This window comes from Klebsiella sp. 141153, from assembly GCF_032601995.1.
Lineage (GTDB): Bacteria > Pseudomonadota > Gammaproteobacteria > Enterobacterales > Enterobacteriaceae > Klebsiella > Klebsiella aerogenes.
In genome coordinates this window covers 244,962-270,723 of sequence record NZ_JAQIRJ010000002.1, presented here as the reverse complement: position 1 = coordinate 270,723, position 25,762 = coordinate 244,962, and the positions used below count along the sequence as shown (strand labels likewise).

General features: G+C 55.5%; 21 protein-coding genes. 13 read left to right on the top strand and 8 right to left on the bottom strand.

The window, feature by feature from the left end; all coding sequences use genetic code 11:
* Nucleotides 1–60: 60 nt before the first annotated feature.
* The 4 genes from PGS10_RS04320 (at nt 61) to PGS10_RS04305 (ending at nt 5,787) form a co-directional block, all read left to right on the top strand.
* Nucleotides 61–960, top strand: a complete 900-nt coding sequence (locus PGS10_RS04320; protein ID WP_316422479.1) for a glycyl-radical enzyme activating protein — start codon at nt 61–63, stop codon at nt 958–960.
* Nucleotides 961–963: 3 nt separating this feature from the next.
* A complete protein-coding gene (locus PGS10_RS04315; protein WP_047049089.1) occupies nt 964–3,396 on the top strand; it encodes a formate C-acetyltransferase/glycerol dehydratase family glycyl radical enzyme in 2,433 nt (810 codons plus the stop codon).
* A 170-nt stretch (nt 3,397–3,566) separates the two neighbouring features.
* Nucleotides 3,567–4,382 carry a Cof-type HAD-IIB family hydrolase gene (locus tag PGS10_RS04310; protein WP_213292679.1) on the top strand — a complete coding sequence of 272 codons (816 nt, stop codon included), beginning with the start codon at nt 3,567–3,569 and terminating at the stop codon, nt 4,380–4,382.
* A 139-nt stretch (nt 4,383–4,521) separates the two neighbouring features.
* The gene (locus PGS10_RS04305) at nt 4,522–5,787 is read left to right on the top strand and encodes a DUF1479 domain-containing protein (RefSeq protein WP_316422478.1); all 1,266 of its coding nucleotides are present in this window, start codon (nt 4,522–4,524) and stop codon (nt 5,785–5,787) included.
* Here PGS10_RS04305 and PGS10_RS04300 read toward each other — a convergent pair.
* Nucleotides 5,784–6,857, bottom strand: a complete 1,074-nt coding sequence (locus PGS10_RS04300) for a LacI family DNA-binding transcriptional regulator (RefSeq protein ID WP_047049095.1) — start codon at nt 6,855–6,857, stop codon at nt 5,784–5,786. The genes PGS10_RS04305 and PGS10_RS04300 overlap by 4 nt on opposite strands.
* A 296-nt stretch (nt 6,858–7,153) precedes the next feature.
* Here PGS10_RS04300 and PGS10_RS04295 point away from each other — a divergent pair, with 296 nt between their 5' ends.
* A complete protein-coding gene (locus PGS10_RS04295; RefSeq protein WP_045374148.1) occupies nt 7,154–8,455 on the top strand; it encodes an MFS transporter in 1,302 nt (433 codons plus the stop codon).
* 15 nt (nt 8,456–8,470) lie between these two features.
* Complete coding sequence (locus tag PGS10_RS04290) at nt 8,471–10,834, top strand: glycoside hydrolase family 31 protein (protein WP_047078236.1); 2,364 nt, start codon at nt 8,471–8,473, stop codon at nt 10,832–10,834.
* A 192-nt stretch (nt 10,835–11,026) separates the two neighbouring features.
* Here the strand turns inward: PGS10_RS04290 and PGS10_RS04285 are convergent, their stop codons facing one another.
* Nucleotides 11,027–12,619 carry an ABC-F family ATPase gene (locus PGS10_RS04285; RefSeq protein WP_015367567.1) on the bottom strand — a complete coding sequence of 531 codons (1,593 nt, stop codon included), beginning with the start codon at nt 12,617–12,619 and terminating at the stop codon, nt 11,027–11,029.
* Nucleotides 12,620–12,798: 179 nt separating this feature from the next.
* On the opposite strand from PGS10_RS04285, the gene PGS10_RS04280 reads away from it, so the two are divergent.
* On the top strand, nt 12,799–13,581 hold the full coding sequence (locus tag PGS10_RS04280; protein ID WP_047049100.1) for a tyrosine-protein phosphatase: 783 nt from the start codon (nt 12,799–12,801) through the stop codon (nt 13,579–13,581).
* Between the two features lie 198 nt (nt 13,582–13,779).
* Nucleotides 13,780–14,694, top strand: a complete 915-nt coding sequence (gene ldtB / locus PGS10_RS04275) for a L,D-transpeptidase (RefSeq protein ID WP_015367569.1) — start codon at nt 13,780–13,782, stop codon at nt 14,692–14,694.
* Nucleotides 14,695–14,777: 83 nt separating this feature from the next.
* Here ldtB and PGS10_RS04270 read toward each other — a convergent pair whose 3' ends face one another.
* The 5 genes from PGS10_RS04270 to mntR all read right to left on the bottom strand — a co-directional run bounded on the left by PGS10_RS04270 (nt 14,778) and on the right by mntR (nt 19,812).
* The gene (locus PGS10_RS04270; protein WP_045395027.1) at nt 14,778–15,494 is read right to left on the bottom strand and encodes a GntR family transcriptional regulator; all 717 of its coding nucleotides are present in this window, start codon (nt 15,492–15,494) and stop codon (nt 14,778–14,780) included.
* A 60-nt stretch (nt 15,495–15,554) separates the two neighbouring features.
* Nucleotides 15,555–16,931: a glycoside hydrolase family 1 protein gene (locus tag PGS10_RS04265; RefSeq protein ID WP_151085115.1), complete on the bottom strand. Its 1,377-nt coding sequence runs from the start codon at nt 16,929–16,931 to the stop codon at nt 15,555–15,557.
* Nucleotides 16,932–17,087: 156 nt separating this feature from the next.
* Entirely contained in the window at nt 17,088–18,128 is a 1,041-nt protein-coding gene (locus PGS10_RS04260) for an aldo/keto reductase (protein WP_151085117.1), read from the bottom strand.
* A 107-nt stretch (nt 18,129–18,235) separates the two neighbouring features.
* Nucleotides 18,236–19,348 carry an anion transporter gene (locus PGS10_RS04255; protein ID WP_316422477.1) on the bottom strand — a complete coding sequence of 371 codons (1,113 nt, stop codon included), beginning with the start codon at nt 19,346–19,348 and terminating at the stop codon, nt 18,236–18,238.
* Complete coding sequence (mntR, locus tag PGS10_RS04250) at nt 19,345–19,812, bottom strand: manganese-binding transcriptional regulator MntR (protein ID WP_015367574.1); 468 nt, start codon at nt 19,810–19,812, stop codon at nt 19,345–19,347. Before mntR ends, PGS10_RS04255 begins: the two co-directional genes overlap by 4 nt.
* A gap of 186 nt (nt 19,813–19,998) precedes the next feature.
* On the opposite strand from mntR, the gene mntS reads away from it, so the two are divergent.
* Nucleotides 19,999–20,124, top strand: coding sequence for a manganase accumulation protein MntS (mntS, locus tag PGS10_RS04245; protein ID WP_045395034.1), 126 nt, complete (start codon nt 19,999–20,001; stop codon nt 20,122–20,124).
* Nucleotides 20,125–20,392: 268 nt separating this feature from the next.
* The gene (locus tag PGS10_RS04240) at nt 20,393–21,970 is read left to right on the top strand and encodes a phosphoethanolamine transferase (RefSeq protein ID WP_316422476.1); all 1,578 of its coding nucleotides are present in this window, start codon (nt 20,393–20,395) and stop codon (nt 21,968–21,970) included.
* 69 nt (nt 21,971–22,039) lie between these two features.
* Here the strand turns inward: PGS10_RS04240 and ompX are convergent, their stop codons facing one another.
* Nucleotides 22,040–22,555 (bottom strand): outer membrane protein OmpX, encoded by a 516-nt coding sequence (gene ompX, locus PGS10_RS04235; protein WP_015367577.1) that lies wholly within the window; start codon nt 22,553–22,555, stop codon nt 22,040–22,042.
* A 352-nt stretch (nt 22,556–22,907) separates the two neighbouring features.
* On the opposite strand from ompX, the gene rhtA reads away from it, so the two are divergent.
* From rhtA to glnH, 3 genes are all read left to right on the top strand, one after another.
* The gene (gene rhtA / locus PGS10_RS04230; RefSeq protein ID WP_045364611.1) at nt 22,908–23,795 is read left to right on the top strand and encodes a threonine/homoserine exporter RhtA; all 888 of its coding nucleotides are present in this window, start codon (nt 22,908–22,910) and stop codon (nt 23,793–23,795) included.
* A gap of 238 nt (nt 23,796–24,033) precedes the next feature.
* Nucleotides 24,034–24,537 (top strand): DNA starvation/stationary phase protection protein Dps, encoded by a 504-nt coding sequence (dps, locus tag PGS10_RS04225; protein WP_015367579.1) that lies wholly within the window; start codon nt 24,034–24,036, stop codon nt 24,535–24,537.
* Between the two features lie 390 nt (nt 24,538–24,927).
* Nucleotides 24,928–25,674: a glutamine ABC transporter substrate-binding protein GlnH gene (gene glnH / locus PGS10_RS04220; protein ID WP_015367580.1), complete on the top strand. Its 747-nt coding sequence runs from the start codon at nt 24,928–24,930 to the stop codon at nt 25,672–25,674.
* Nucleotides 25,675–25,762: the final 88 nt, after the last annotated feature.

Sequence of the window (25,762 nt, the reverse complement as noted above, 5' to 3'; positions counted from 1 at the left end):
GTTAATATAACTTTCATTCGAAAGTTATTTAATCTTCATATGCAAATAAGAGGGTAAATCATGATCTTCAACATCCAGCGCTACTCCACCCATGACGGCCCGGGGATCCGTACCGTCGTATTCCTTAAAGGCTGTTCGCTGGGCTGCCGTTGGTGTCAGAACCCGGAAAGCCGCGCCCGCAGCGAAGACCTGCTGTACGAGGCGCGGCTGTGTCTTGACGGCTGCGAGCTGTGTCAGCAGGCGGCGCCGGAGGTGATTACCCGTACTCTGGACGGCCTGATTATCCATCGGCAAAACGTCAATGACGACCATATCGCCGCGCTACGCGGCTGCTGCCCCACTACCGCGCTGACGGTCTGCGGCGAGGAAAAAAGCGTGGCGGAAATTATGGCGACGGTGCTGCGTGATAAACCATTTTACGATCGCAGCGGCGGCGGCATCACCCTTTCCGGCGGCGAGCCCTTTATGAACCCGACGCTGGCGCAGGCGCTGTTCGAAGCCAGCCATCAGGCGGGCATTCACACCGCCGTGGAAACCTGCCTGCACGTACCGTGGAAGTACATTGAACCCTCTTTACCGTTTGTCGATCTGTTTCTGGCCGACCTGAAGCACGTCGATGACGCCGTCTTCCAGCAGTGGACCGACGGCAGCGCCCGCCGGGTGCTGGATAACCTGCAGCGCCTGGCGCAGGCAGGGAAAAAAATCATCATTCGCGTCCCATTAATTCAGGGATTTAACGCCAGCGAAGCCGACATTACCGCGATTACCGATTTTGCCGCCGACCGTCTTCAGGTCAGCGAAATCCATTTCCTGCCGTACCACACGCTGGGAATGAATAAATACCAACTACTCAGTCAGCCCTATACCGCACCGGACAAACCGCTGGCCGCTCCAGAGCTGCTGGCCTTTGCGCAGCAGTACGCGCAAAGCAAAGGTTTAACGGCGACCCTACGAGGATAACTTATGACCACCTTAAAACTGGATACTCTGAGCGCCCGCATTCAGGCGCATAAAATGGCTCTGGTGCATATCGTTAAGCCGCCGGTTTGTACCGAGCGCGCCCAACACTATACCGCCGCCTATCAGCAACATCTCGATAAACCGATCCCGGTACGTCGCGCGCTGGCGCTGGCCCATCACCTGGCGGAACGCACTATCTGGATCAAGCACGATGAGCTGATCGTCGGCAACCAGGCCAGCGAAGTTCGCGCCGCGCCGATTTTCCCGGAATATACCGTCAGCTGGATTGAGAAAGAGATCGACGATCTCGCCGACCGTCCGGGCGCCGGCTTCTCGGTCAGCGAAGAGAATAAGCGCGTATTACATGAAGTGTGCCCATGGTGGCGCGGGCAGACCGTTCAGGACCGCTGCTACGGCATGTTTACCGATGAACAAAAAGCGCTGCTCGCTACCGGTATTATCAAAGCCGAAGGTAACATGACTTCCGGCGATGCCCACCTGGCGGTCAACTATCCGCTGCTGCTGGAAAAAGGGCTCGACGGCATGCGCGCGAAGGTCGCTGAACGCCGCTCGCGTATTAATCTGACGGTGCTGGAAGATCTGCACGGCGAACAGTTCCTTAAGGCGATCGATATCGTGCTCGCGGCAGTGAGCGAACACTGCAAACGCTTCGCTACGCTGGCGCGCGACATGGCGGCGCAGGAGCCGCGTGAATTGCGCCGCGACGAGCTGCTGGCGATCGCCGAAAACTGTGAAATTATCGCCCACGAGCCGCCGAAAACCTTCTGGCAGGCGCTGCAGCTCTGCTACTTCATTCAGTTGATCCTGCAGATTGAATCCAACGGCCACTCGGTCTCTTTTGGCCGCATGGACCAGTACCTCTATCCATACTACCGCCGCGACGTTGAACTGCAGCAATCGTTGGATCGCGAACAGGCCATTGAGCTGCTGCATTGCTGCTGGCTGAAGCTGCTGGAGGTCAACAAAATTCGCTCCGGATCGCATTCCAAAGCTTCCGCCGGTAGCCCGCTGTACCAGAACGTCACCATCGGCGGGCAAAATCTGGTCGACGGTCAACCGCAGGACGCCGTCAACCCGCTGTCGTATGCGATCCTCGAATCCTGCGGCCGCCTGCGCTCGACCCAGCCGAACCTCAGCGTGCGTTACCACGCCGGGATGAGCAACGACTTCCTCGACGCCTGCGTGCAGGTGATCCGCTGCGGTTTCGGCATGCCGGCGTTTAATAACGATGAAATCGTCATCCCGGAATTTATCAAGCTCGGCATTGAGCCGCAGGACGCCTACGATTACGCCGCTATCGGCTGTATCGAAACCGCGGTCGGCGGCAAATGGGGCTATCGCTGCACCGGCATGAGCTTTATTAACTTCGCGCGGGTGATGCTGGCGACGCTGGAAGGCGGCCGCGATGCCACCAGCGGCCAGGTGTTCCTTGCCCAGCAACATGCGCTATCGAAAGGTAACTTCGCTAACTTCGACCAGGTGCTGGAAGACTGGGATACTCAGATCCGCTACTACACCCGTAAATCCATCGAGATTGAGTACGTTGTCGATACCATGCTGGAAGAGAACGTCCACGATATTCTCTGCTCGGCGCTGGTCGATGACTGCATCGAACGGGCGAAAAGCATCAAGCAAGGCGGCGCGAAGTATGACTGGGTTTCCGGTCTGCAGGTCGGGATTGCCAACCTCGGCAACAGCCTGGCGGCGGTGAAAAAACTGGTCTTCGATCAGGGCGTCATCGGCCAGCAGGAGCTGGCGAAGGCGCTGGCGGAAGATTTTGCCGGCCTGACCCATGAGCAGTTACGTCAGCGCTTGATCAACGGCGCGCCGAAGTACGGTAACGATGACGACAGCGTCGACATTCTGCTGGCCCGCGCCTATCAGACCTATATCGACGAGCTGAAGCAGTACCATAACCCGCGTTACGGCCGCGGCCCGATTGGCGGTAACTATTACGCCGGTACGTCGTCTATCTCCGCTAACGTCCCGTTCGGCGCGCAGACCATGGCGACGCCGGATGGCCGTAAAGCGCACGCGCCGCTAGCGGAAGGGGCCAGCCCGGCCTCCGGTACCGATCACCTGGGGCCAACGGCGGTTATCAGTTCGGTAGGTAAATTGCCGACCGGCGCGATCCTCGGCGGCGTGCTGCTCAACCAGAAGCTGAATCCTTCCACGCTGGAGAACGAGTCTGATAAGCAAAAGCTGATGGTGCTGCTGCGCACCTTCTTCGAGGTGCATAAAGGCTGGCATATCCAGTACAACATCGTGTCACGCGAAACGCTGCTGGAAGCCAAGAAACACCCTGACCAGTACCGCGATTTAGTGGTCCGCGTCGCCGGATACTCGGCGTTCTTCACCGCCCTGTCGCCGGATACCCAGGACGACATCATCGCCCGTACCGAGCATACGCTGTAAGGAAAATACCCGGCCGGCGCTGCGCTGAGCCGGGTTACTGCTTCCATGCCCGGTAGCTACGCTGACGGGCATGCTGATGAATAGGTAACTTTCATTCGAAATAAATTTGTGCTCCCCATCACATTGTAATTAGAATGTTACTGGTCGAAGTTAAGCCAGGAGCACCTCTTATGACCGTTAAAGTTATCGTCACCGATATGGACGGAACTTTTCTCAATGACGCCAAGCAGTATGACCGCCCGCGTTTCCTCGCGCAGTTTGCGCAGCTTAAACAGCAAGGTATTGAATTTGTTGTCGCCAGCGGCAACCAGTACTATCAGCTGATCTCATTTTTCCCGGAAATTCGCGAGCAGATTTCATTCGTCGCAGAAAACGGCGCTCTGGTTTACGAGCATGGCAAACAGTTGTTCCACGGCGAACTGACCCGTCACGAATCACAGGTAGTGATTGGCGAACTGCTGAAAGATCCGCAGCTCAACTTTGTCGCCTGCGGCCTGCAAAGCGCATACGTGAGCGAGAAAGCCCCGGACGCTTTTGTTGAGCTGATGTCGAAGCACTACCATCGTCTGCAGCGGGTAAGCGATTACCATCGCATCGACGATACGCTATTCAAATTCTCCCTCAACCTGCCTGATAGCGATATCCCACAGCTTATCGATAAATTGCACGTCTCGCTGGATGGGATCATGAAGCCGGTCACCAGCGGCTTTGGCTTTGTCGATTTGATTATCCCCGGCCTGCATAAAGCCAACGGCATCAGCCGCCTGCTCAAACGCTGGAACCTTTCGCCGCAGCAGTGCGTAGCAATTGGCGACAGCGGCAATGACGCCGAAATGTTAAAACTGGTGAAATATGCTTTTGCTATGGCCAACGCTGCCGACAGCATCAAAGCCATCGCCGGTTTCACCACCGATGACAATAACCACGACGGCGCGTTGAAGGTGATTCAGGCCGTTCTCGATAAGACCTCCCCTTTCAACGACTGATCCTGTGCCGGGGTATCCGCCCCGGCTTTTCCATTTTGTGCGCCGCTGCATAATTTTAAACTTGCATTAACTCTAATTTAACTTAAATTAACGTTTGTAAGATTTAACACTTTCGAATGAAAGATACAGCGAGGTAATTATGGCTGCTCTCCCTACCCACGAAACATTACCTGCCGACCATAAAGCGGCGATTCGCCAGATGAAACAGGCCCTACGCGCGCAAATCGGCGACGTTCAGGCAGTGTTCGATAAACTCTCGGCGCGTATCAGCGAGCGCCTGGACGAGATTAACGCCCTGAAAGCCGCAGGCCAGGAGGTCTGGCCGACGATCCCGTTTAGCGATATCGCCCAGGGTAAAGTGAGCGATGCGCAGCGTGAGGCGATTAAGCGCCGCGGTTGCGCGGTTATCAAAGGCCACTACCCGCGCGAACAGGCGCTGGCCTGGGATAACGCGATGCTGGAATACCTGGATCTGAACCATTTCGACGACGTTTACAAAGGGCCTGGCGACAGCTTCTTCGGCTCGCTGGAGGCTTCGCGCCCTGAGATCTATCCGATCTACTGGTCGCCCTCGCAAATGCAGGCGCGCCAGAGCGATGAAATGGCGACGGTACAATCCTTCCTTAATCGCCTGTGGCGCTTCGAACAGGACGGCAAACGCTGGTTCGATCCGGATGTCAGCGTGATTTACCCTGACCGCATCCGCCGCCGCCCGCCGGGAACCACGTCAAAGGGGCTGGGTGCGCATACCGATTCCGGGGCGCTCGAGCGCTGGTTGCTTCCCGCCTATCAGCAGGTTTTCGCCAACGTCTTTAATGGCAATATCGACGCCTACGATCCGTGGGACGCGGCGCACCGTACCGAAGTGGAAGAGTACACCGTCGATAACACCACCAAATGTTCGGTGTTCCGCACCTTCCAGGGCTGGACGGCGCTGTCGGACATGATCCCCGGTCAAGGGCTACTGCATGTGGTGCCGATCCCGGAGGCGATGGCTTACGTACTGCTGCGTCCGCTGCTGGATGATGTGCCGGAAGATGAACTGTGCGGCGTCGCGCCGGGCAAGGTGTTGCCTATCTCTGAGCAATGGCATCCTTTGCTCATCAAAGCGCTAAGCTCGATTCCCGCTCTAAATGCCGGTGATTCCGTCTGGTGGCACTGCGATGTCATTCACTCGGTCGCGCCGGTGGAAAATCAACAGGGCTGGGGCAACGTCATGTACATCCCGGCCGCGCCGATGTGCGAGAAGAATCTCGCCTATGCGCAGAAGGTAAAAATCGCCCTGGAAAAAGGCGCCTCGCCGGGGGATTTCCCGCGTGAAGATTACGAATGCGACTGGCAGGCGCGCTTCACCGTTGCCGATCTTAACGATCACGGCAAACGCGCATTGGGCATGAAGATCTAATCATCATACAGACCTTGCTGTTCTACGGCGGTATGGCTCTTGCCAGGCCGGATCCGCCGCACCGAATCGCGTACCACCAGGGCGCCGTGCAGCAGCAGCGAGCCGTGCGGCGCTTCCGGGCGCAGCAGACGCTGCTGCAAAAGATGCACCGCCTCGCTGCCGAGCTCATCCCGCGGCACATGAATCGCCGTTAGCGGCACGTCCTGAATCGCCGCCAGATTAAAACCGTCGATACTCATCACCGAGACATCCTGCGGCACCCGCAGGCCTCGTTTTTGCAGCGCGCTGACGGTACCGGCGGCCATAAAATCGCCGCCCACCAGGAACGCCGTCGGTATCGGGCGCCCCTGTAAAGCGTCGAGCCAGGCCCCGACCTGCTCTTCCGTTTCTCGGGCGCTAAAGTTGGCGACGCTAATCAGGTCGCGGCTACCGGTAAACCGCAGGTTGCGCGCGCGCCATGCCTCTTTAATACCCACCAGCCGTAGCTCCATGGTATAGCGGCGCAGGCACATCACGTTCATTACCGCCTGATGGCCCATATCAAACAGATAACGAGCGGCGCACTGGCCAATCAGCCGATGGTCAGGCGCAATGGAGGGGAGACGCATCCCTTCATCCCGGCAGTTAATTAATACACAAGGTTTGCCAAGATCCGCCGCCAGCGCGTGGATATGCCGATCGTCGATCCCCAGTAATACCGCCGCCTGGGTATCGGTCTCGTTCATGCGGGCCAGAAACAGATTGGCGTCGCTGTCGTTTTCTTCCAGCGCGCAATAGCGCAGACGTACTTCATGCGGCGCCAGCGCGTTATTAATACTCTGGATGACGCGATAGTAGAAGATATCTGAACGTTCATCGAAGGCCCGCTGCGGCGCAAAAATCAGCAGGTTGTTGAGCAGTAGCCGCCCGGCGGCCAATCCCTGCATCACCCCCAGCTCACGGGCGCAGGCCAATACCGCCTGACGAGCCTTTTCGCTGGTATTCGCTTTTCCGGCTAAGACGCGCGAAACCGTACTGGCAGACAGCCCGGTGCGGGCGGCAATTTCAGCGACTCGCAGCTTTTTATCCATTCTGTGATCCAGCTCCAATTCAAAAATGAAAGAATTTTCATAGTCGCCAAACCCTCACTAACAAGCAAATACTCCGGCAAATTATGAGAACTACGTCATCTCATGAAAAATTTTGCATAAATAGCGCTACTGCCCGCCGCCTTTCTCCCTTATTTTGAATTGGTCCAATATCTTCCATACTAGTTATACCAATAGATATTGAAATAAAAACAAATAATTCAAATGGTTAGAACTATTACGTGACGACTCAGCGGCTGAAGCGTCACTTCCCCCTACAACGTCTTGTGGAGAGTTCTATGAGTCAAGGCCTCAACAATGATATGGCAGTCAGCAAAACGCGCCGGGTGGTGAAAAACCTGCGCTGGTGGGTGCTGGTGCTGTTTTTACTTGGCGTCACCGTCAACTACATCACACGTAACTCGCTGGGGATTATTGCCCCGGAACTGAAAGCCACTCTCGGTATTACCACCGAGCAATATTCGTGGATCGTCGGCGCATTTCAGCTGGCTTATACCATCTTCCAACCGCTGTGCGGCTGGCTTATCGACGTCATCGGGCTCAAGCTGGGCTTTATGGTTTGCGCCACATTGTGGGCGGTAGCCTGTATCGCGCACGCCGGAGCAGGCAGCTGGCTGCATCTGGCTATTTTACGCTTCTTTATGGGCGGCGCGGAGGCGGCCGCCACCCCGGCTAACGCTAAAACCATCGGCGAGTGGTTCCCGAAATCCGAACGGCCGATCGCCGCCGGCTGGGCTGGCGTCGGCTTCTCTATCGGCGCAATGCTGGCGCCGCCTATCATCTACTTCGCCCACGCTTCCTTCGGCTGGCAGGGCGCGTTTATGTTTACCGGCGTGCTGGCGCTGCTGTGGGTCGTGCTGTGGTGGGCGTTCTACCAGAGCCCGGAAAAACACCCGAATCTCAGCCAAAGCGAGCTGGAGTACATCAAGCAGGACAACGAAGCGCCGCCGGTGAAGCTGCCCTTTTTTACCGCGCTAAAAACCGTCTCGAAGAACAAACGTTTCTACGGTATCGCCATCCCCGCTTTTATGGCCGAGCCCGCCTGGGCGGTGCTGAGCTTCTGGGTGCCGCTGTACCTGGCGAAAGAGCACGGTATGGATCTTAAGCAGATAGCGATGTTCGCCTGGCTGCCGTTCCTCGCCGCCGATCTTGGCAGCGTGGTCAGCGGCTACCTCACCCGCCTGTACGTCCGTTGGTTCGGCTGTACGCGAGTCAACTCGGTCATCGCCAGTTCCGTTACCGGCGCGTTTCTGATGATCTCGCTGGCGCTGGTCGCTATTACCCGCGATCCCTATATCACCATCATCCTGATCTCCATTGGCGGTTTCGGCCACCAGATCATCTCCTGCATGCTCAGCGCGCTGGTGGTGGAGTCTTTCGACAAGGGACAAATGGCGACGGTCAACGGTATGCGCGGTTCCGCGGCATGGATCGCCAGCTTCCTGTTCTCATTATTAATCGGGGTGACCGCCGACAAAATCGGCTTCAACCCGCTGTTTATCGCCATGGGGTTCTTTGACCTGATTGGCGCCGTTTTCCTGGTGGCATTTATTGCTGAACGTCGCGCCAAGCGCGCCTGAGAGTGGATGTAAAATATGAAGACGTTGAAACACTGGAGTTTGCACCAACAGCTGGAGCATCACGTTGAATTGACCGTTGATGGTCAGCACACTTTGTGTCTGTACGTGCTGGAAGAGAATTTATTCCGCGTCCTGCTGAAGCGCCAGGGCCAACTGGCGCTGGATCGCACCTGGAGTATCGCCCCGCAGCAGGATGTGCCGTGGGAAGGCCGCGCGCGGGATGACCTCAGCGGTTTTAGCCTCCCGGCCTGGCAGATGACCAAAGAAGATGACGCGCTGACCATCGCCACCCGCCAGCTGCGCGTCACCGTCCACCAGCCGCTTTGGCTGGAGTGGAGCTATCGCGACGACGCCGGCGAGTGGCAGACGCTCGCCAATGACCGCCCAACCAGCGCCTATCTGGCAAATGCCCACGGGGATGGCGTCGCCCATTATCTCAGCCGTCGTAAAGATGAGCGTTTCTATGGTCTGGGTGAAAAGGCCGGCGACCTGCAGCGTAACGGTAAGCGCTACGAAATGCGTAACCTCGATGCCATGGGCTACAACGCCGTCAGCACAGACCCGCTGTATAAACATATTCCGTTTACCATCACGCAGCGCAGCGATATCAGCTACGGCCTGTTCTATGACAACCTGAGCAGCTGCTGGCTGGATCTGGGTAACGAAATCGACAACTACCACACCGCCTATCGCCGCTGGCAGGCGGAAGCCGGCGACATCGATTATTACCTGTTTACCGGTAAGCAGGTGCTGGATGTGACCAAGGCGTTCGTCCGTCTGACCGGTAAAACCCTCTTTGGGCCAAAATGGAGCCTCGGCTACAGCGGCTCGACGATGCACTATACTGACGCGCCGGATGCGCAAAATCAGCTGATGAATTTTATCCGCCTGTGCGAGCAGCATGCGATCCCCTGTGATTCGTTCCAGCTCTCTTCCGGCTATACCTCAATCAACGGCAAGCGCTACGTCTTTAACTGGAACTACGACAAGGTGCCGCAGCCAAAAGTGATGAGCCAGTCGTTCCACGATGCCGGGCTGAAACTGGCTGCCAATATCAAACCGTGCCTGCTGCAGGATCACCCGCGCTATGGCGAAGTGGCGGAACGCGGCCTGTTTATTCGCGATTCGCAAACCGATGCGCCGGAGCGCTCCAGCTTCTGGGACGATGAAGGTTCGCATCTCGACTTCACCAACCCGCACACCGTGGCCTGGTGGCAGGAAGGCGTAACCACCCAGCTACTGGAGATGGGTATCGATTCGACCTGGAACGATAACAACGAATATGAGGTATGGGACGGCGAAGCCCGCTGCTACGGCTTTGGCCGCGAAATCGCCATTAAGCATATTCGTCCGGTGATGCCGCTATTGATGATGCGCGCCTCGCTGGAAGCGCAGCAGCGCTTTGCGCCGCAAAAGCGCCCGTATCTGATCTCCCGCTCCGGCTGCGCCGGGATGCAGCGCTACGTACAGACCTGGAGCGGCGACAACCGCACCAACTGGGATACGCTGCGCTATAACACCCGAATGGGATTAGGGATGAGTCTCTCCGGGTTGTTTAACGTCGGCCATGACGTCGGCGGTTTCTCCGGCGATAAACCCGAGCCAGAACTGTTCGTTCGCTGGGTGCAAAACGGCGTGATGCATCCGCGCTTTACCATTCACTCGTGGAATGACGACCAGACGGTCAATGAACCCTGGATGTATCCGGAAATCACCCCGGCGATCCGCTCAGCCATCGAGCTGCGCTACCGTCTACTGCCCTATTTGTACACCCTGTTATGGCAGGCGCATGCCGATGACGAACCCATGCTGCGCCCGACCTTCCTCGATCACCAGCACGATACCCAGACCTTCGCCGAGTGTGATGACTTCATGTTGGGGCGCGATCTACTGGTAGCAAGCGTGGTCGAGCCCGGCGCCCGTCAGCGCCAGCTGTGGCTGCCCGATAATCAGGACGGCTGGTACGATTTTTACAGCCACCAGTGGTTTGCCGGCGGTCAGTGGGTAACGCTGGACGCGCCGCTGGAAAAACTGCCGCTGCTGGTCCGCGCCGGCGCCGGTCTGCCGCTCAGTGAACGTATCAGCCACGTCGATGCGCAAAAAGACGATCGTCGCGAACTGCAGTTGTTCCCGCTGAAAGGTACCGGCTCAACCCGCGGTCTGTTGTTTGAAGACGACGGTGAAAGCTGGGGCTATAAAGAAGGTGATGCGCTATGGCTGGAGTGGGAAATGACCTGCAGCGCCAACAGCATAAACCTGAATATCAATGCTCGCGGCAACTATCGCCCGGCGTGGAAAGCCTTGAAGCTGTCATTACCGGCGGGAGAAAAACGGCAACTGCTGGTGAATGGCGTCGAAGGAACGGAGTGGATGCTCTGACCAAGGCCCGCTGAAACCGCCGGTATTGGTGGTCTCAAAATCCCCGGTGGCGCTACCGCTTACCGGGGCTACAACACTGTGCGGTTTGGTCGCCCCGTAGGTCGGGTAAGGCGTTAGCCGCCACCCGACAAAAAAACGGTACCTCGGATTACCCGGGTAAGGCGCAGCCGCTACCCGGGTAACGGAGAGGGATTACTCGATACCTTTACTGCGCAGGTAATCTTCGTAGTTGCCGCTGAAATCGATTACGCGTTCCGGAGTGATCTCCAGTACGCGAGTCGCCAGAGAACTCACGAACTCACGGTCGTGAGAAACGAAAATCAGGGTGCCCTGATACATCTCCAGCGCCATGTTCAGCGATTCGATCGATTCCATATCCAGGTGGTTAGTCGGTTCATCCATCACCAGGATGTTCGGTTTCTGCATCATCAGCTTACCGAACAGCATGCGACCTTTCTCGCCACCGGAGAGGACTTTCGCCGGCTTTTTGATATCGTCCTGGCTAAACAACAGCCGACCGAGGATACTGCGTACCGCCTGCTCGTCATCGCCTTCCTGTTTCCACTGGCTCATCCAGTCAAAGACCGTCAGGTCATTCTCGAAATCTTCGGCATGATCCTGCGCGTAGTAGCCGATACGGGCGTTTTCGGACCACTTAACGGTACCGTTGTCCGCTTCCAGTTCGCCAACCAGCGTTTTCAGCATCGTTGATTTACCGACGCCGTTGGTCCCCAGTACCGCCAGCTTTTCGCCGACTTCCAGCAGCAGATTAACCCCTTTGAACAGCGGGCCGTTATCAAAACCTTTCGCCAGCGCTTCCACTTCCAGCGCGTTACGGAACAGTTTCTTATCCTGTTCGAAGCGAATGAACGGGTTCTGACGGCTGGAGGCTTTCACTTCATCCAGTTTAATTTTATCAATCTGACGAGCGCGAGAGGTCGCCTGACGCGATTTTGAAGCGTTGGCGCTAAAGCGACTAACAAAGGCCTGCAGGTCGGCAATTTGCGCTTTCTTCTTAGCGTTATCGGCCAGCAGACGCTCACGCGCCTGGGTCGCCGCAGTCATATATTCGTCATAGTTGCCCGGATACACGCGCAGTTCGCCGTAATCGAGATCCGCCATATGGGTGCAGACCATGTTCAGGAAGTGACGGTCGTGCGAAATGATGATCATGGTGCTGTCACGTTCGTTCAGCACCTGCTCCAGCCAGCGAATAGTATCGATGTCGAGGTTGTTCGTCGGTTCATCGAGCAGCAGGATATCCGGATTGGAGAACAGCGCCTGCGCCAGCAGGACACGCAGTTTCCAGCCCGGCGCGACTTCGCTCATCGGGCCGTAATGTTGCTCCACGGGAATACCGACGCCGAGCAGCAGTTCGCCGGCGCGCGCTTCGGCGGAGTAACCGTCCATCTCGCCGTATTTTACTTCCAGGTCGGCCACTTTATAGCCGTCTTCCTCGCTCATTTCCGGTAGCGCGTAGATGCGATCGCGCTCTTGCTTCACTTCCCACAGCTCGCCGTGGCCCATGATAACCGTATCCAGCACGGTGAACTCTTCGAAGGCAAACTGATCCTGGCGCAGCTTACCGATGCGCTCGTTCGGGTCGAGAGACACGTTGCCCAGCGTCGGCTCAAGATCGCCGCCGAGGATCTTCATAAACGTGGATTTGCCGCTGCCGTTGGCGCCAATCAGGCCGTAGCGGTTGCCGCCGCCAAATTTGACGGAGATGTTTTCAAACAGCGGCTTACTGCCAAACTGCATGGTGACGTTGCTGGATACTAGCACGAGGATATCCTGAAAATAGAGAATTAGGGATGTGATGAACCAGACATTATGCCAGCAAATGGTTCACTTTTCACGGACTGCGGTAAAAAGCCCGCCAATAACTATGCTATGGTCAGGGTTTTACCGCAAAATGACCGATTGCTAAGACATAATAATTATCCGCAATTCAGAGGGAATTTATGACCACCCGCACCAGCCATCCTGCATTTATCTCGCTTCAAGGCGGCATCAACTTTCGCGATCTCGGCGGTCAACGCGCGGCCGATGGCCGGCGCGTACGTTCTGGCAAACTGCTGCGCTCGGGTTCGCTGCACAACATGACGCCGGAGGATCTCAATCATCTCAGCGCTATTCCGCTGAGCCGGGTGCTGGATTATCGCGATCCGACAGAGGTCAATCGCAGCCCTGACCGGCTAAATAGCGAAGCCTTCTACCTCAACGCTCCGGCCAATCCGCTTTCCAGCAGCGTCAATGCGAAAGTCACCGAGTTTAACGCCGCAACCCTCAACACCATGGACGGCGAGCAGTTTATGCTACAGCTCTACCGTCAATTGCCGTTTGATAACGCCGCCTATCGCCAGTTGACTCAGTGGTTGATGGAACCTTTCGACGGCGCGCTACTGCAGCACTGCGCGGTTGGTAAAGACCGTACCGGCGTCGGCTGCGCCCTGACGCTGTTCGCGCTCGGCTGCGATAGCAATACGGTCATGGAAGAGTATCTGCTGACCCAGGGGATGCTGGCGCAGGTCGAAGGATTCCTGCTCGACACCTTCGGCGAAGGCCTTAATGATAACGGACGTAAAAATCTCGCCGCCATCATGACCGTCCAGGAGTCGTATCTGGCGACCGCGTTGTCCAGCATTGAACAACGTTACGGTCATGTCGACCGCTGGCTGGAGCAGGAATATCGCCTGACGCCGCAGGCGCGCGAAGCGTTACAGTCGCGGCTGCTGGAAGATTAATCCACGTTTCGATAACCAGACAATTCGCCGTGAAAGCGGCGCGTTGCGCACTACACTAGTAGCAACAGGAAAAAATTGTGATTTCGTACACATCTGATTTACCTGTTTATCGGAAAGCACATATAATGCGCTCCCATCTACTATCTGAATATCTAACAAGGCCCGTGTGGCGTTGACACCGCGCACGACATGAAGAATATGAAATTATCGACACTCTTAGCGGCAGCCTTCGCCATCGTGGGCTTTTGCAACACAGCTTCAGCTGTTACCTATCCTCTGCCCACCGACGGCAGCCGTCTGATTGGCCAGAACCAGGTCATTACTATTCCAGACGATAATAAACAGCCGTTGGAATATTTCGCTGCCAAATACCAGATGGGTCTGTCCAACATGCTGGAAGCGAACCCGGGCGTGGATACCTACCTGCCGAAAGGCGGCACCGTGCTGAATATTCCGCAACAGCTGATTCTGCCGGACACCGTGCATGAAGGTATCGTCATCAACAGCGCCGAGATGCGTCTGTACTACTACCCGAAAGGCACTAATACCGTGATCGTACTGCCGATCGGTATCGGCCAGTTGGGCAAAGATACGCCGATCAACTGGACGACCAAAGTTGAACGTAAGAAAGCGGGCCCGACCTGGACCCCGACGGCGAAAATGCACGCCGAATACGCCGCGGAAGGCAACCCGCTGCCGGCAGTCGTGCCAGCAGGCCCGGATAACCCGATGGGCCTGTACGCGCTGTATATCGGTCGTCTGTACGCTATCCACGGTACCAACGCCAACTTTGGTATCGGCCTGCGCGTGAGCCACGGCTGCGTGCGTTTGCGTAACGAAGACATCAAATTCCTGTTTGAGAACGTGCCGGTCGGCACCCGCGTGCAGTTTATCGATGAGCCGGTGAAAGCCACTACCGAACCGGATGGCAGCCGCTACGTCGAAGTACACAACCCGCTGTCGACCACCGAAGCGCAGTTCAAAGGCGGCGAAATCGTGCCTATCAGCCTGACTCAGGCCGTGCAGTCGGTGACCAGCCAGCCTGACGTTGACCAAAGCGTAATGGATCAGGCGATCCAGAACCGTTCAGGGATGCCGGTGCGCCTGAACTAATTTCAGCTAGCACATGAAAACGGCGGGCCAGGTGCCCGCCGATTTTTTATCTGCTCGCAGCGCCAGCAGGGCAAATCTTCCCGCTAGCCGTTATTGACCAGAATGACCCCGCCATGATCGTAGCGGTAGTGGCAGTGCGCGTACTCCAGCGGCGTACCATCTTCCAGATAAATCACCTGCTCAACCTCCAGCACCGGATCGGTCGGCTCGCAGTTAAGATGTAATTTATCCAGATCATCCGGCTTCTTCGCCCGCACCACCCGATAAGACCCCATCAGCTTCAGCCCCAGCGTCTCCTGCACGTAACGAAACACCGAACTCTGCAGATGGCTTTTATTGAGCCCCGGCACCAGCGCCACCGGCATTACCGTAAGATCCAGCGAGACCGGCTCGCCGTTAAGCAACCGCAGGCGGACGAAGTCATACACCGGCGCATCGGCGTCGATCAGCAGCGAACTTTGCTCCTTCTCGCTGGGAAAACGCAGCTCAAAGCGCAGCACTTCGCTTTGCACCTCGCCAAGATGCTCCCAGGTTTTAGTGGCGCCAAAATAGTCGCTGCCGGGCAGTTCCCACTGCGATAGCTGGAGGAAATTTTTCCGTACAAAGGTACCCTGACCTTTGCGGGTGTAGATAAGACCCTCGACAATCAGCTGACGCATTGCCTGCTGGATGGTCATCCGGCTGGTATTGAACTCTGCCGCCAGCGCAAACTGGTCGGGTAACGGCGCGCTGGCAGGATACTGCTGGCTAATGATCCGCTTTTTTATTTCCCGCGCGATATTAAGATACTTCGCCGTCATTCTCCGATCCTTTAACATTTTGTGAATGGCTGGCGGGCGGCATACACCGCCCGCTCGCCGTTACATCTCTTCGCCATTACTGTGGATAACCCGCTTCAGCCACGCATAGCTTTTCTTAGGTACCCGCTTGAGATCCTTAAGATCGTGGTTTTCACGATTGACGTACACCACGCCGTAGCGTTTACGCATGTCGCCCTGCGAGCTAAGAATATCGATTAATCCCCAGCCGAGATAGCCTATTACCTGCGCCCCGTCTTCAAACATTGCCGCTTTCATGGCGTTAATATGATCACGGTGATAGGCAATACGATAATCATCGGCGACCGGGTTTTCGCCGTCCCAGGATTCGATTACCCCGATACCGTTTTCAATCGGGAAGACCGGTAGCCGCCAGTCATTGTAATAGCGGGTAATGATCATGCGGAATCCCAGCGGATCGATCTGCCAGTTCCATTCCGTCGCTTTCAGATACGAATTGTCCTGGTTGCCGAACAACATGTAGTTGTTCACCGCCGTCCCCGGCGGAATCGCGTCGCTATTGAGCGCGCGGCTGGCGTAGTAGCTGAATGCCAGATAGTCGACCTTCACCGTCGCCATCAGCGCGATATCTTCAGGGCGATAGATATCGTCAAAGCCTTCACGGGCGACAAAATGCATCACTTCCGGGCTATAACCCTCGCCCGCGTAGGCGCGCAGCAGGTTCTGGTTTAAAAACTCGTCCAGTTGCTGGGCGCACAGAATATCGCGCGGCTTACAGGTCGCCGGATAGACCAGCGCATGGGCCAGCATTCCGCCCATCAGACACTGCGGTTTGGCCTGATGGAGATAGTCGGTGAGATGGACGTGGGCCATCATCACGTGGTGCTGAATTTGGTAAAGCTCGCGCAGCGTTTTATCGCCACGCAGATAGCCGGTGATCAGAAAAGCCTCCGGCGAATGGTAAAGATTCTGTTCGTTGAAGGTCAGCCAGTACTTCACCTTATCGCCGTAGCAGTCGATCATCTTCTGGCCATAGCGGATAAAGGCGTCCATTACCCGGCGGTCGGTAAAACCGTTGTAGCGCTCCGCCAGCGACAAGGGCATATCGAAGTGATAGAGGCAGATCATTGGTTCAATACCGCGGGCAATGAGCTCATCAATAAACTGATGGTAGAACGCAATCCCCTCTTCATTGAACTCGCCATCTCCCTGCGGGCAGACGCGGCTCCAGGCTATCTGGAAGCGATAGCAGTTCATGCCCAGATCCTGCATTAAATCGAAATCTTCGCGGAAGCGATGGTAAGAGTCGGTCGCCACCTTCCAGTCCGAGGCGAACTCCGACGGTTCACGGATATCGTACACCGACATCCCCTTCCCCCCCTCATTCCACGCCCCTTCGGTCTGCATGCTGGAGACCGAATTGCCCCATAAAAAATCGGCCGGTAGTTTGTCTTTCATGGTTCGCCTCTGTATATGACTAGTCATTTAAAAGTTATGACTAGTCATATACAGAAAAACCACCGCCGAAGCAAAAGCAGGATCGTTTTCTGTGAGCCATACAAACAAAAAAGATCGCCGCAAGCGGCGATCTTTATGAGCACGAAAAAAACGGCGTTACTGCGCGTCAAGCTGCTTATGGCGATATTCCCCCTGGCGCTCCAGCATCCAACCCGGATACTCGCGCGGCAGCGCACTGACCGCGTCAAGCTGGCGTAACTCATCTTCACTCAGGCGAATAGCGGTGGCCGCAATATTATCCTGCAACTGTTCGGCCCGTTTGGCGCCAATAATAACGCTGGTAACCGCCGGCTGATGCAGCAGCCACGCCAGCGCAATCTGCGCCACCGAGACCCCTTTCGCTTCGGCTATCACCTGCATGACGTCAATGCAGTCAAAGGCGCGATCTTTATTCACCGGCGGGAAGTCAAACTCCAGGCGACGACCGCCCGCTTCCGCCTGTCCATCGCGGCGATATTTACCGCTCAGCAGACCGCCCGCCAGCGGGCTCCAGACCATCAGGCCGAGACCTTCGCTTTGCATCATCGGCACCAGTTCGCGCTCCAGGTCACGCCCGGCAATCGTGTAGTAAGCCTGCAGAGAAGCAAAGCGCGAGAGCCCAAGGCGTTCCGCGATGCCCAGCGCTTTGGCGATTTGCCAGGCCGCCCAGTTAGAAACGCCGATGTAGCGCACGTGCCCCTGCTGCACCAGGGTATCCAGCGCCGACAGCGTCTCTTCGATAGGCGTCGCCGGATCGAAGCCGTGCAATTGGTAGAGATCGATATGATCGAGCTGCAGGCGGCGCAGGCTCTCTTTCACGCTGCCCATGATGTGATAGCGGGAGCTGCCGCGCGAGTTCACCCCGGCGGTGCCGGTTTCGCCGAACACTTTAGTCGCCACCACCACGTTTTCACGCGGTATCTTCAGGTTCTTTAACGCCTGACCGGTGATCTCCTCCGAGCGTCCTTCTGAATAGACGTTGGCAGTATCGATGAAGTTGATGCCCGCATCCAGCGCGCTCCCCACCAGCTGTTCGGCTTCCGCCTGGCGCAACTGGCCGATTTTTCCCCACATCCCCTCTTCGCCGCCGAAGGTCATGGTGCCAAGGCACAGCTCAGAGACAAACAGGCCGGTATTTCCCAGTTTTTGATAACGCATAGCAGTGTCCTCATTCGGATGATTAACGTCAGCCAGATAGTTATAGCCCGAGCGTCGTCATCGCGAATGGGGTGTTCCTGCCCGTTTCTTGCCCAATCCTCTGAAAATCAGCGCCACAGCGCGAGCAAGGCGTAACCGGTGAGCGCCGCCCAGATCAGCAGCGGAATGGAATAAAGATGAAAGCGCCACCAGATCCGGCGGTCGCCGGCCATCCGCAGCGCAATCAGATTCGCCAGCGATCCGGGTAGCAGGCCAAAGCCGCCGACGTTCACCGCCCAGGCTAATAACATCGTTGGCTGCACGTAGTTGAGCAGCAAAATAGTCGACGGCACGTTGCTGATAAACTGCGACAGTCCGATTGCCGTCAGCCACAGCCCGCCGGGAGAGAGCTGGCCGACGCCGTTCAGCCACTGCTGCAGCACCGGCAGCTGCGTCAGCAGGTGAACGTCGATAAACATCGCCATAAACACCAGCAGCAGCGACCAATCGACGTTGATAATCACCGCTCGCGCCAGCAACAGGAATCCGACGGCAATAAGCGCCAGCCCCCACAGCTCCTGTTTCATCTCCAGCGCAGCCAGAAAGACAAGGTAGAAAGCAAGACAGCTCCACACCAGCTTCGGCCGCCACTCCGGCGCTTTGTCGCTACTTTGATAATTGAGCCGCGCGGCGGGGAAACAGCACCAGCATAGCACCAGCAGGGTAAGCATCATCGCCGCCGCCAGCGGCAGCATCTGGCCGATAAAAGCGAGGAAAGACAGCCCGGAGCGCCCCCACAGTAAGATATTCTGCGGATTGCCGATGGGTGTTAATAAAGAGCCGGCGTTAACCGCCAGCGCTTCAAAAATTATCAGCCGGTTGACCGGGATGGCGCACCATTTTTTTAGCGTCAAGGTGAGCGGAACGACAATGAACAGGGCGACGTCGTTGGTCAGAAAGGTGGAAAGTAGCGCGGCAGCCAGCACCATAAAGATGGCCAGCTGGCGTTCGGTGACGAAACGGCGCGCCATTTTGCGCCCCAGCACATCAAAATAGCCGCTCAGTTCAATCCCTTTGGTCAGCAGCATTAGCCCGCTGAGAGTAATAATAGTGTGCCAGTCGATAGCCTGTCCCCAGCGCTGAGGCGCGAAAGGAACGAACAGGCTAAGGATAACGGCGATAAGTAACAAAAGATGCAGGAAACGGTCACGGGCAAGCGACTGCACAAAAGGGAGATTCATTCTGCGTGTAATCTCTGGGTAAACAGCTTGAATTGCGCCAGCGTTTCTTCGCTAACGTGGTGTTCCATTCCTTCCGCATCGCGGCGGGCTATCTCCGGACTCACGCCAATCGCCAGCAGAAAGTTTTCCACAATCTGATGACGCTCGCGGCTTTCATGGGCCAGCTTCTCCCCCTCCGGGGTTAAGAAGATCCCGCGCCAGGGGATCTGTTCGATCAAGCCGACGCTCGCCAGACGTTTAAGCATTTTCGCCACCGTCGGCTGCGAAACGCCAAGACGCGCAGCCATATCCACCTGGCGCGCCTCGCCCACTTCGTTAATCAGATCGGAAATCAGCTCCACATAGTCATCAATCAGCTCGCGGCGATGTGCTTCGCGCACCTGACGGAACCCCTCTACGTGTTCTTCGACATTAACCAGCTGCGTCACTTTTTTAGTTATGGGCTTACCTGCGCGACGGTTCATTGTGCTTCCTCGTTGGTGTGACGCATCAAGCATCATATAAAAGGATCCACATTGTAATGGATTGCGCTCATAGCACAAAAAATTAACGTTTTAGCCATAGCTATAAAATATAGCCTGTGCTATATCTGTATGTAATGCAAACAGCCATCACGGATTTGACGGCGCGAAAAGGCAGGAGGAATAACCATGAACGAATTCAAGAGGTGCTTAAACGTGTTTAGCCATTCACCCTTCAAAGTACGCTTAATGCTGATCGGCATGCTGTGCGACATGATCAACGGCAAACCGCAGCAGGACAAACCTAAACATTAACGCGGCGTCGCGGTACGCCGCTTCATTTTTTTGTCATCTTTCCCCGCTAACCTATCTGGTTACCTCGCCTTTCAGCGCTTTTTTCAAGTTTTGTAAGCTTTCTCGCAAAACAATCTGTTATGAACAGTTGACCTTACCATTCGCAGGCCCTATCGTTTGTCAGCCCTGCCACTACTGCGGCTCGCAGAGACCCTCTTCACGCACTGTCCAGCAGGTTTTACCCCCTTGATGCCAGGGGACGAACATGGCGTCTTGTTGATTACGAATTATGAATGTCACTCTGAAAGAAACGCTGGCCGCCCGCAGACTGGCCCTGAACCCGTGGACAGGATTCTACTTTTTACAGTCGCTGTTGATTAATCTGGCGCTTGGGTATGAATTTAGCTTGCTCTATACCGTTGCGTTTACCTGCGTACTCCATCTGCTTTGGAGCACCTTCCCGCGCGTTCAAAAAGGGGTAGTTGGCCTCTTTTCCCTGCTGGCCGCGATGTACTATCCCTTCGGCCAGGCTTACGGCGCGCCAAACTTCAATACGCTGCTGGCGCTGCACGCCACGAATGTTGAAGAGTCGACGGAAATTCTCACTATTTTCCCGTGGTACAACTATTTGCTGGCGGTATTCATCTTCGCTCTCGGCGTCATTGCCGTACGGCGCAAACCGCAGCCGCCCGCGCGCCTTGGCAAAGTGGAATATCTGGGACTGCTGTTTAGCATCGGCATCTTTTTCCTGCAGCCTGTGCAGAATCTGGCCTGGGGCGGCGTCTTTAAAGTCATTGATAGCGGTTATCCCGCCGTGCGCTTCGTAAAAGACGTGATCGTTAATAACAACGAAGTGCTGGATGAACAGGCGCGGATGGCGCAGTTGGCTAACATGAAAGATAGCTGGCACGTGCTGGCGGTGAAGCCGAAGTACCATCTCTATGTCGTGGTGATTGGCGAGAGCGCGCGCCGCGATGCGCTTGGCGCGTTCGGTGGCCACTGGGACAACACGCCGTTCGCCAGCTCGGTCAACGGCTATCTGTTTAAAAACTACGTGGCCGCCAGCGGCTCCACGCAGAAATCGCTTGGCCTGACCCTCAACCGGGTGGTTGACGGTAAACCCCAGTATCAGGACAACTTCGTCACCCTCGCCAACCGCGCGGGCTTCCAGACCTGGTGGTTCTCCAATCAGGGACAAATTGGTGAATACGACACCGCTATCGCCAGCATCGCCAAACGTGCCGATGAGGTGCAGTTCCTGAAAAACGGTGATTTTGAAGCCAATAAAAATACTCAGGATGAGCAACTGCTGAAACTGACCGAGCAAGTCTTATCAGTCGAGCGCAGCCAGCCGCAGCTGATCGTATTGCATATCATGGGCTCGCACCCGCAGGCCTGCGATCGTACCAAAGGCAAATACACCACCTTTGTGCAGTCAAAGGAGACCTCATGCTATCTCTACAGCGTGACGCAAACCGACGCGCTGTTGGCGAAGCTCTACGGTCAGCTGCAGAATTCCGGCAGCACTTTCTCGCTCACCTATTTTTCCGATCACGGTCTGGCGTTTAAAGAGCGCGGTAAAGCGGTGCAATATCTCGCCCATGATGACAAATATCAACAGAACTTCCAGGTGCCGTTTATGGTGCTCTCCAGCGACGATAAAGCGCATAAGATGATTAAAGCCCGCCGCTCGGCGAATGATTTTCTCAGCTTCTTCGCGCAGTGGACCGGGATCAGCGCGCAGGAAATTACCCCGCGCTATCGCTTTATCTCAGAACAGAAAGCCGGACCGGTGTATATCACCAATTTCCAGTTACAGAAGGTGGACTACAACCATCTGGGCAGCGACGAGTTTACCGTCAACTAAACGGCATCGCCGAATCACAGGCAAAAAAAATCCGCCCCTTGAGGCGGATTTTTTATATCACCGAAGTGATTAGAAGCGGTAACCTACACCGGCAATCCAGGTGCCGACGTCAACGTTACGAATACGAGACTGCTCGTAGGAGAAGTCCAGGGCAACGTTTTCGATCGGGTTGAACTGCATACCAGCGCCGTAAGAGAAACCGTAGTCGCTCATGTCGGATTTCTGGTTCGGGAAGTTGTTGTTCTGGAATTTACCGTAGCCAACACCGATTACGCCGTAGATGCTCGCCCAGTCGTTCAGACGGTAAGCCGGACCAGCGGTGATGCCGTAGTACTGACCTTTGTTGTAAGTACCGTTGCTGGTGTTGTCTTTTTCGGTGTAGGTGAAGGAACCGATAACGCCCAGCGGGTTGTTATCTTGCTCGTAACGGTACTTAAGGTTGAAACCGCCTGCTTTGTTGGCTTTACCCTGCATGTCGCTCTGAGCGTAACCACCGGTAACGGTAGAAGTTGCAGCGAAAGCAGTAGTACCTACGGATGCAGCCAGAACAACGGCCAGTGCTGAAAGACGTGCAATTTTATTCATAACCACCTCAAATGTGTTTCTAATAAGTCCTAAGTCTTAAATATATCAAAAACTTTTGGGAAACTCTTTTGACTTTACATTGTCTAACATACTTTTTCATGTAAGCAAAAGTTTCCACGATTTCGTAACAATCTGGAAATCAAACACTTTTCGCGCAAAAAGTGCTTAACGATTACCAGCAGCAAACGCTGCGCATCCAGATTATTCTTAGCCGTGAAGGCATTCCCCTACGTATTTTACGCCATTGTACTGTTTTTCCACCCTCTTTTTTCAACAATCGCTAAACCGTTAAGCGGTTATTCCAGTACACTGGAACCTTTACCTCTTTTGACAAACCCTGACAGGAGAAAGGATGCCCGGCTCGTCCCGTAAAGTTCCGGCGTGGTTGCCGATACTGGTTATTTTGATCGCCATGGTCTCGATTCAGAGCGGTGCATCGCTGGCGAAATCTCTCTTCCCGTTGATTGGCGCACCGGGCGTCACCGCTTTGCGCCTGACGCTCGGCACTTTAATTTTAGTCGTTATTTTTAAGCCGTGGCGACTACGTTTTGCCCCGCAGCAGCGGCTGCCGCTGTTCTTTTACGGCGTGGCGCTAGGGGCGATGAACTATCTCTTCTATTTATCGCTGCAGCGGATCCCGCTCGGCGTCGCGGTCGCGCTGGAGTTCACCGGGCCGCTGGCGGTGGCGCTCTTCGGTTCACGCCGCCCGCTTGATTTCGTCTGGGTGGCGCTGGCGGTGCTCGGGCTGTGGTTCCTGCTGCCGCTTGGGCAAAACGTAGGGGAAGTGGATTTAGTCGGCGCACTGTTCGCGCTCGGCGCCGGCGCATTCTGGGCGGTCTATATTCTTACCGGCCAGCGCGCGGGCGAAGAACACGGCCCGGCGACGGTGGCCATGGGCTCGCTCATCGCGGCGGTGATTTTTGTGCCCATCGGTATCGTCCAGGCCAGCGATACGCTGCTGCAATGGTCGCTGCTGCCGCTGGGGCTTGGCATCGCCATTCTCTCCACCGCCCTGCCCTACTCGCTGGAAATGATCGCCCTGACGCGGATGCCCACCCGCACTTTCGGCACGCTGATGAGCATGGAGCCGGCGCTGGCGGCGCTGTCGGGAATGGTGTTCCTCGGCGAGACGCTGACCCTGACGCAAACTCTGGCGTTAGGGGCGATTATCATCGCCTCAATGGGTTCGACGCTGACCATGCAGCGGCAAAGCAAAATCGAGAAAGTCGATATAAATTAAGATTTTGTTACCGCACTGGCTCGCGTTCATAGCGAGCCAGCTATTTACTTTTAATTATCTGATTTTATAAATCTTTTTAAATAGCCAACAACTCTGCGCTATCGGACTGATATGGACAGCCGATGCCTCATATCCAATATCCCTTGCTATAATTAGTCCCGAAGTCATTTGGGACAAACGCTCTACATAATTCAAATTTGAAGTATGACGAGTATCAATATCAAGAGGATATGAAACTATGAGTACCGCAAAACTGGTTAAAACTAAAGCGTCTAACCTGCTCTATACCCGTAACGATGTCGCAGACAACGAGAAGAAAGCTACCGTTGAGCTGCTGAATCGCCAGGTGATCCAGTTCATCGACCTGTCGCTGATTACCAAGCAGGCCCACTGGAATATGCGCGGTGCCAACTTTATTGCCGTTCATGAAATGCTGGATGGTTTCCGCACTGCGCTCACCGATCACCTTGATACGATGGCTGAACGTGCCGTTCAACTGGGCGGCGTCGCTCTGGGCACCACTCAGGTCATCAACAGCAAAAGCCCGCTGAAAAGCTACCCGCTGGATATTCACACCGTTCAGGAACATCTGAAAGAACTGGCCGACCGTTATGCCATCGTGGCCAATGATGTGCGTAAAGCGATCAGCGAAGCGAAGGATGAAGACACCGCCGATATCTTTACCGCGGCTTCCCGTGACCTGGATAAATTCCTGTGGTTCATCGAAGCGAATATCGAATAAATGTCCGCAGCCGTCAGCGCCCGCTGGCGGCATTTTCCATTTCTCCCACGCTTCCCCCCGTAATCGCTTAGCTCGCCCTCTTTTGGTGCACCACCTTGTACACAATACGTACTAAAGTAAAACAATTGTAATAATCACCTCACACAATCGTTACAGCAAGATTGTTTTCCCATCAGGGTTTGCGTTAAAAATGCTCTGGTTATTCGCTACGTTTATATTGCACCAAAATGACGCCCTGTTACGGTGCATTTGCCTTATCGGATAACCGAAATTGTGCAAGTGATATGAAAGCTCCTGTTGAAAAACAATGGCTTGTAAAACTGGCACGATTTTTTCATTAGGCTACACGTTCTCGCAGGGGCTCGTCCCGTGGATAAAAAAGGAAATACTATGAAGTCTGTATTAAAAGTGTCACTGGCTGCACTGACCCTGGCTTTTGCGGTTTCGTCTCACGCCGCAGATAAAAAACTGGTAGTCGCCACCGATACGGCGTTTGTTCCGTTTGAATTTAAGCAAGGTGATAAATACGTCGGCTTCGATATTGACCTGTGGGCCGCGGTCGCCAAAGAGCTGAAACTGGACTACACCCTGAAACCAATGGACTTCAGCGGCATCATTCCCGCGCTGCAGACCAAAAACATCGATCTGGCGCTGGCGGGGATCACCATCACCGACGAGCGTAAAAAAGCAATCGACTTCTCCGACGGCTACTACAAAAGCGGCCTGCTGGTGATGGTGAACGCGAAAAACAATGACATCAAAGACGTGAAAGATCTGAACGGCAAAGTGGTCGCCGTGAAGAGCGGCACCGGCTCCGTTGATTATGCGAAAGCCAACATCAAAACCAAAGATCTGCGCCAGTTCCCGAACATTGATAACGCCTATATGGAACTGGGCACCGGCCGCGCTGACGCGGTACTGCACGACACGCCAAACATCCTGTACTTCATTAAAACCGCCGGTCAGGGCAAGTTCAAAGCGGTAGGCGAATCGCTGGAAGCGCAAAGCTACGGTATCGCCTTCCCGAAAGGCAGCGACGAACTGCGCGAAAAAGTGAACGGCGCGCTGAAAACGCTGCGTGAAAACGGCACCTACAACGAAATTTACAAAAAATGGTTCGGTACTGAACCAAAATAATAATTAGGCCTACTTCTCGCGGCCAATCCGCCGCGGGCTCCACGGCGCCAGGGTTTCATTCCCCGGCGCCGTATTCGCAGAGGCTTTC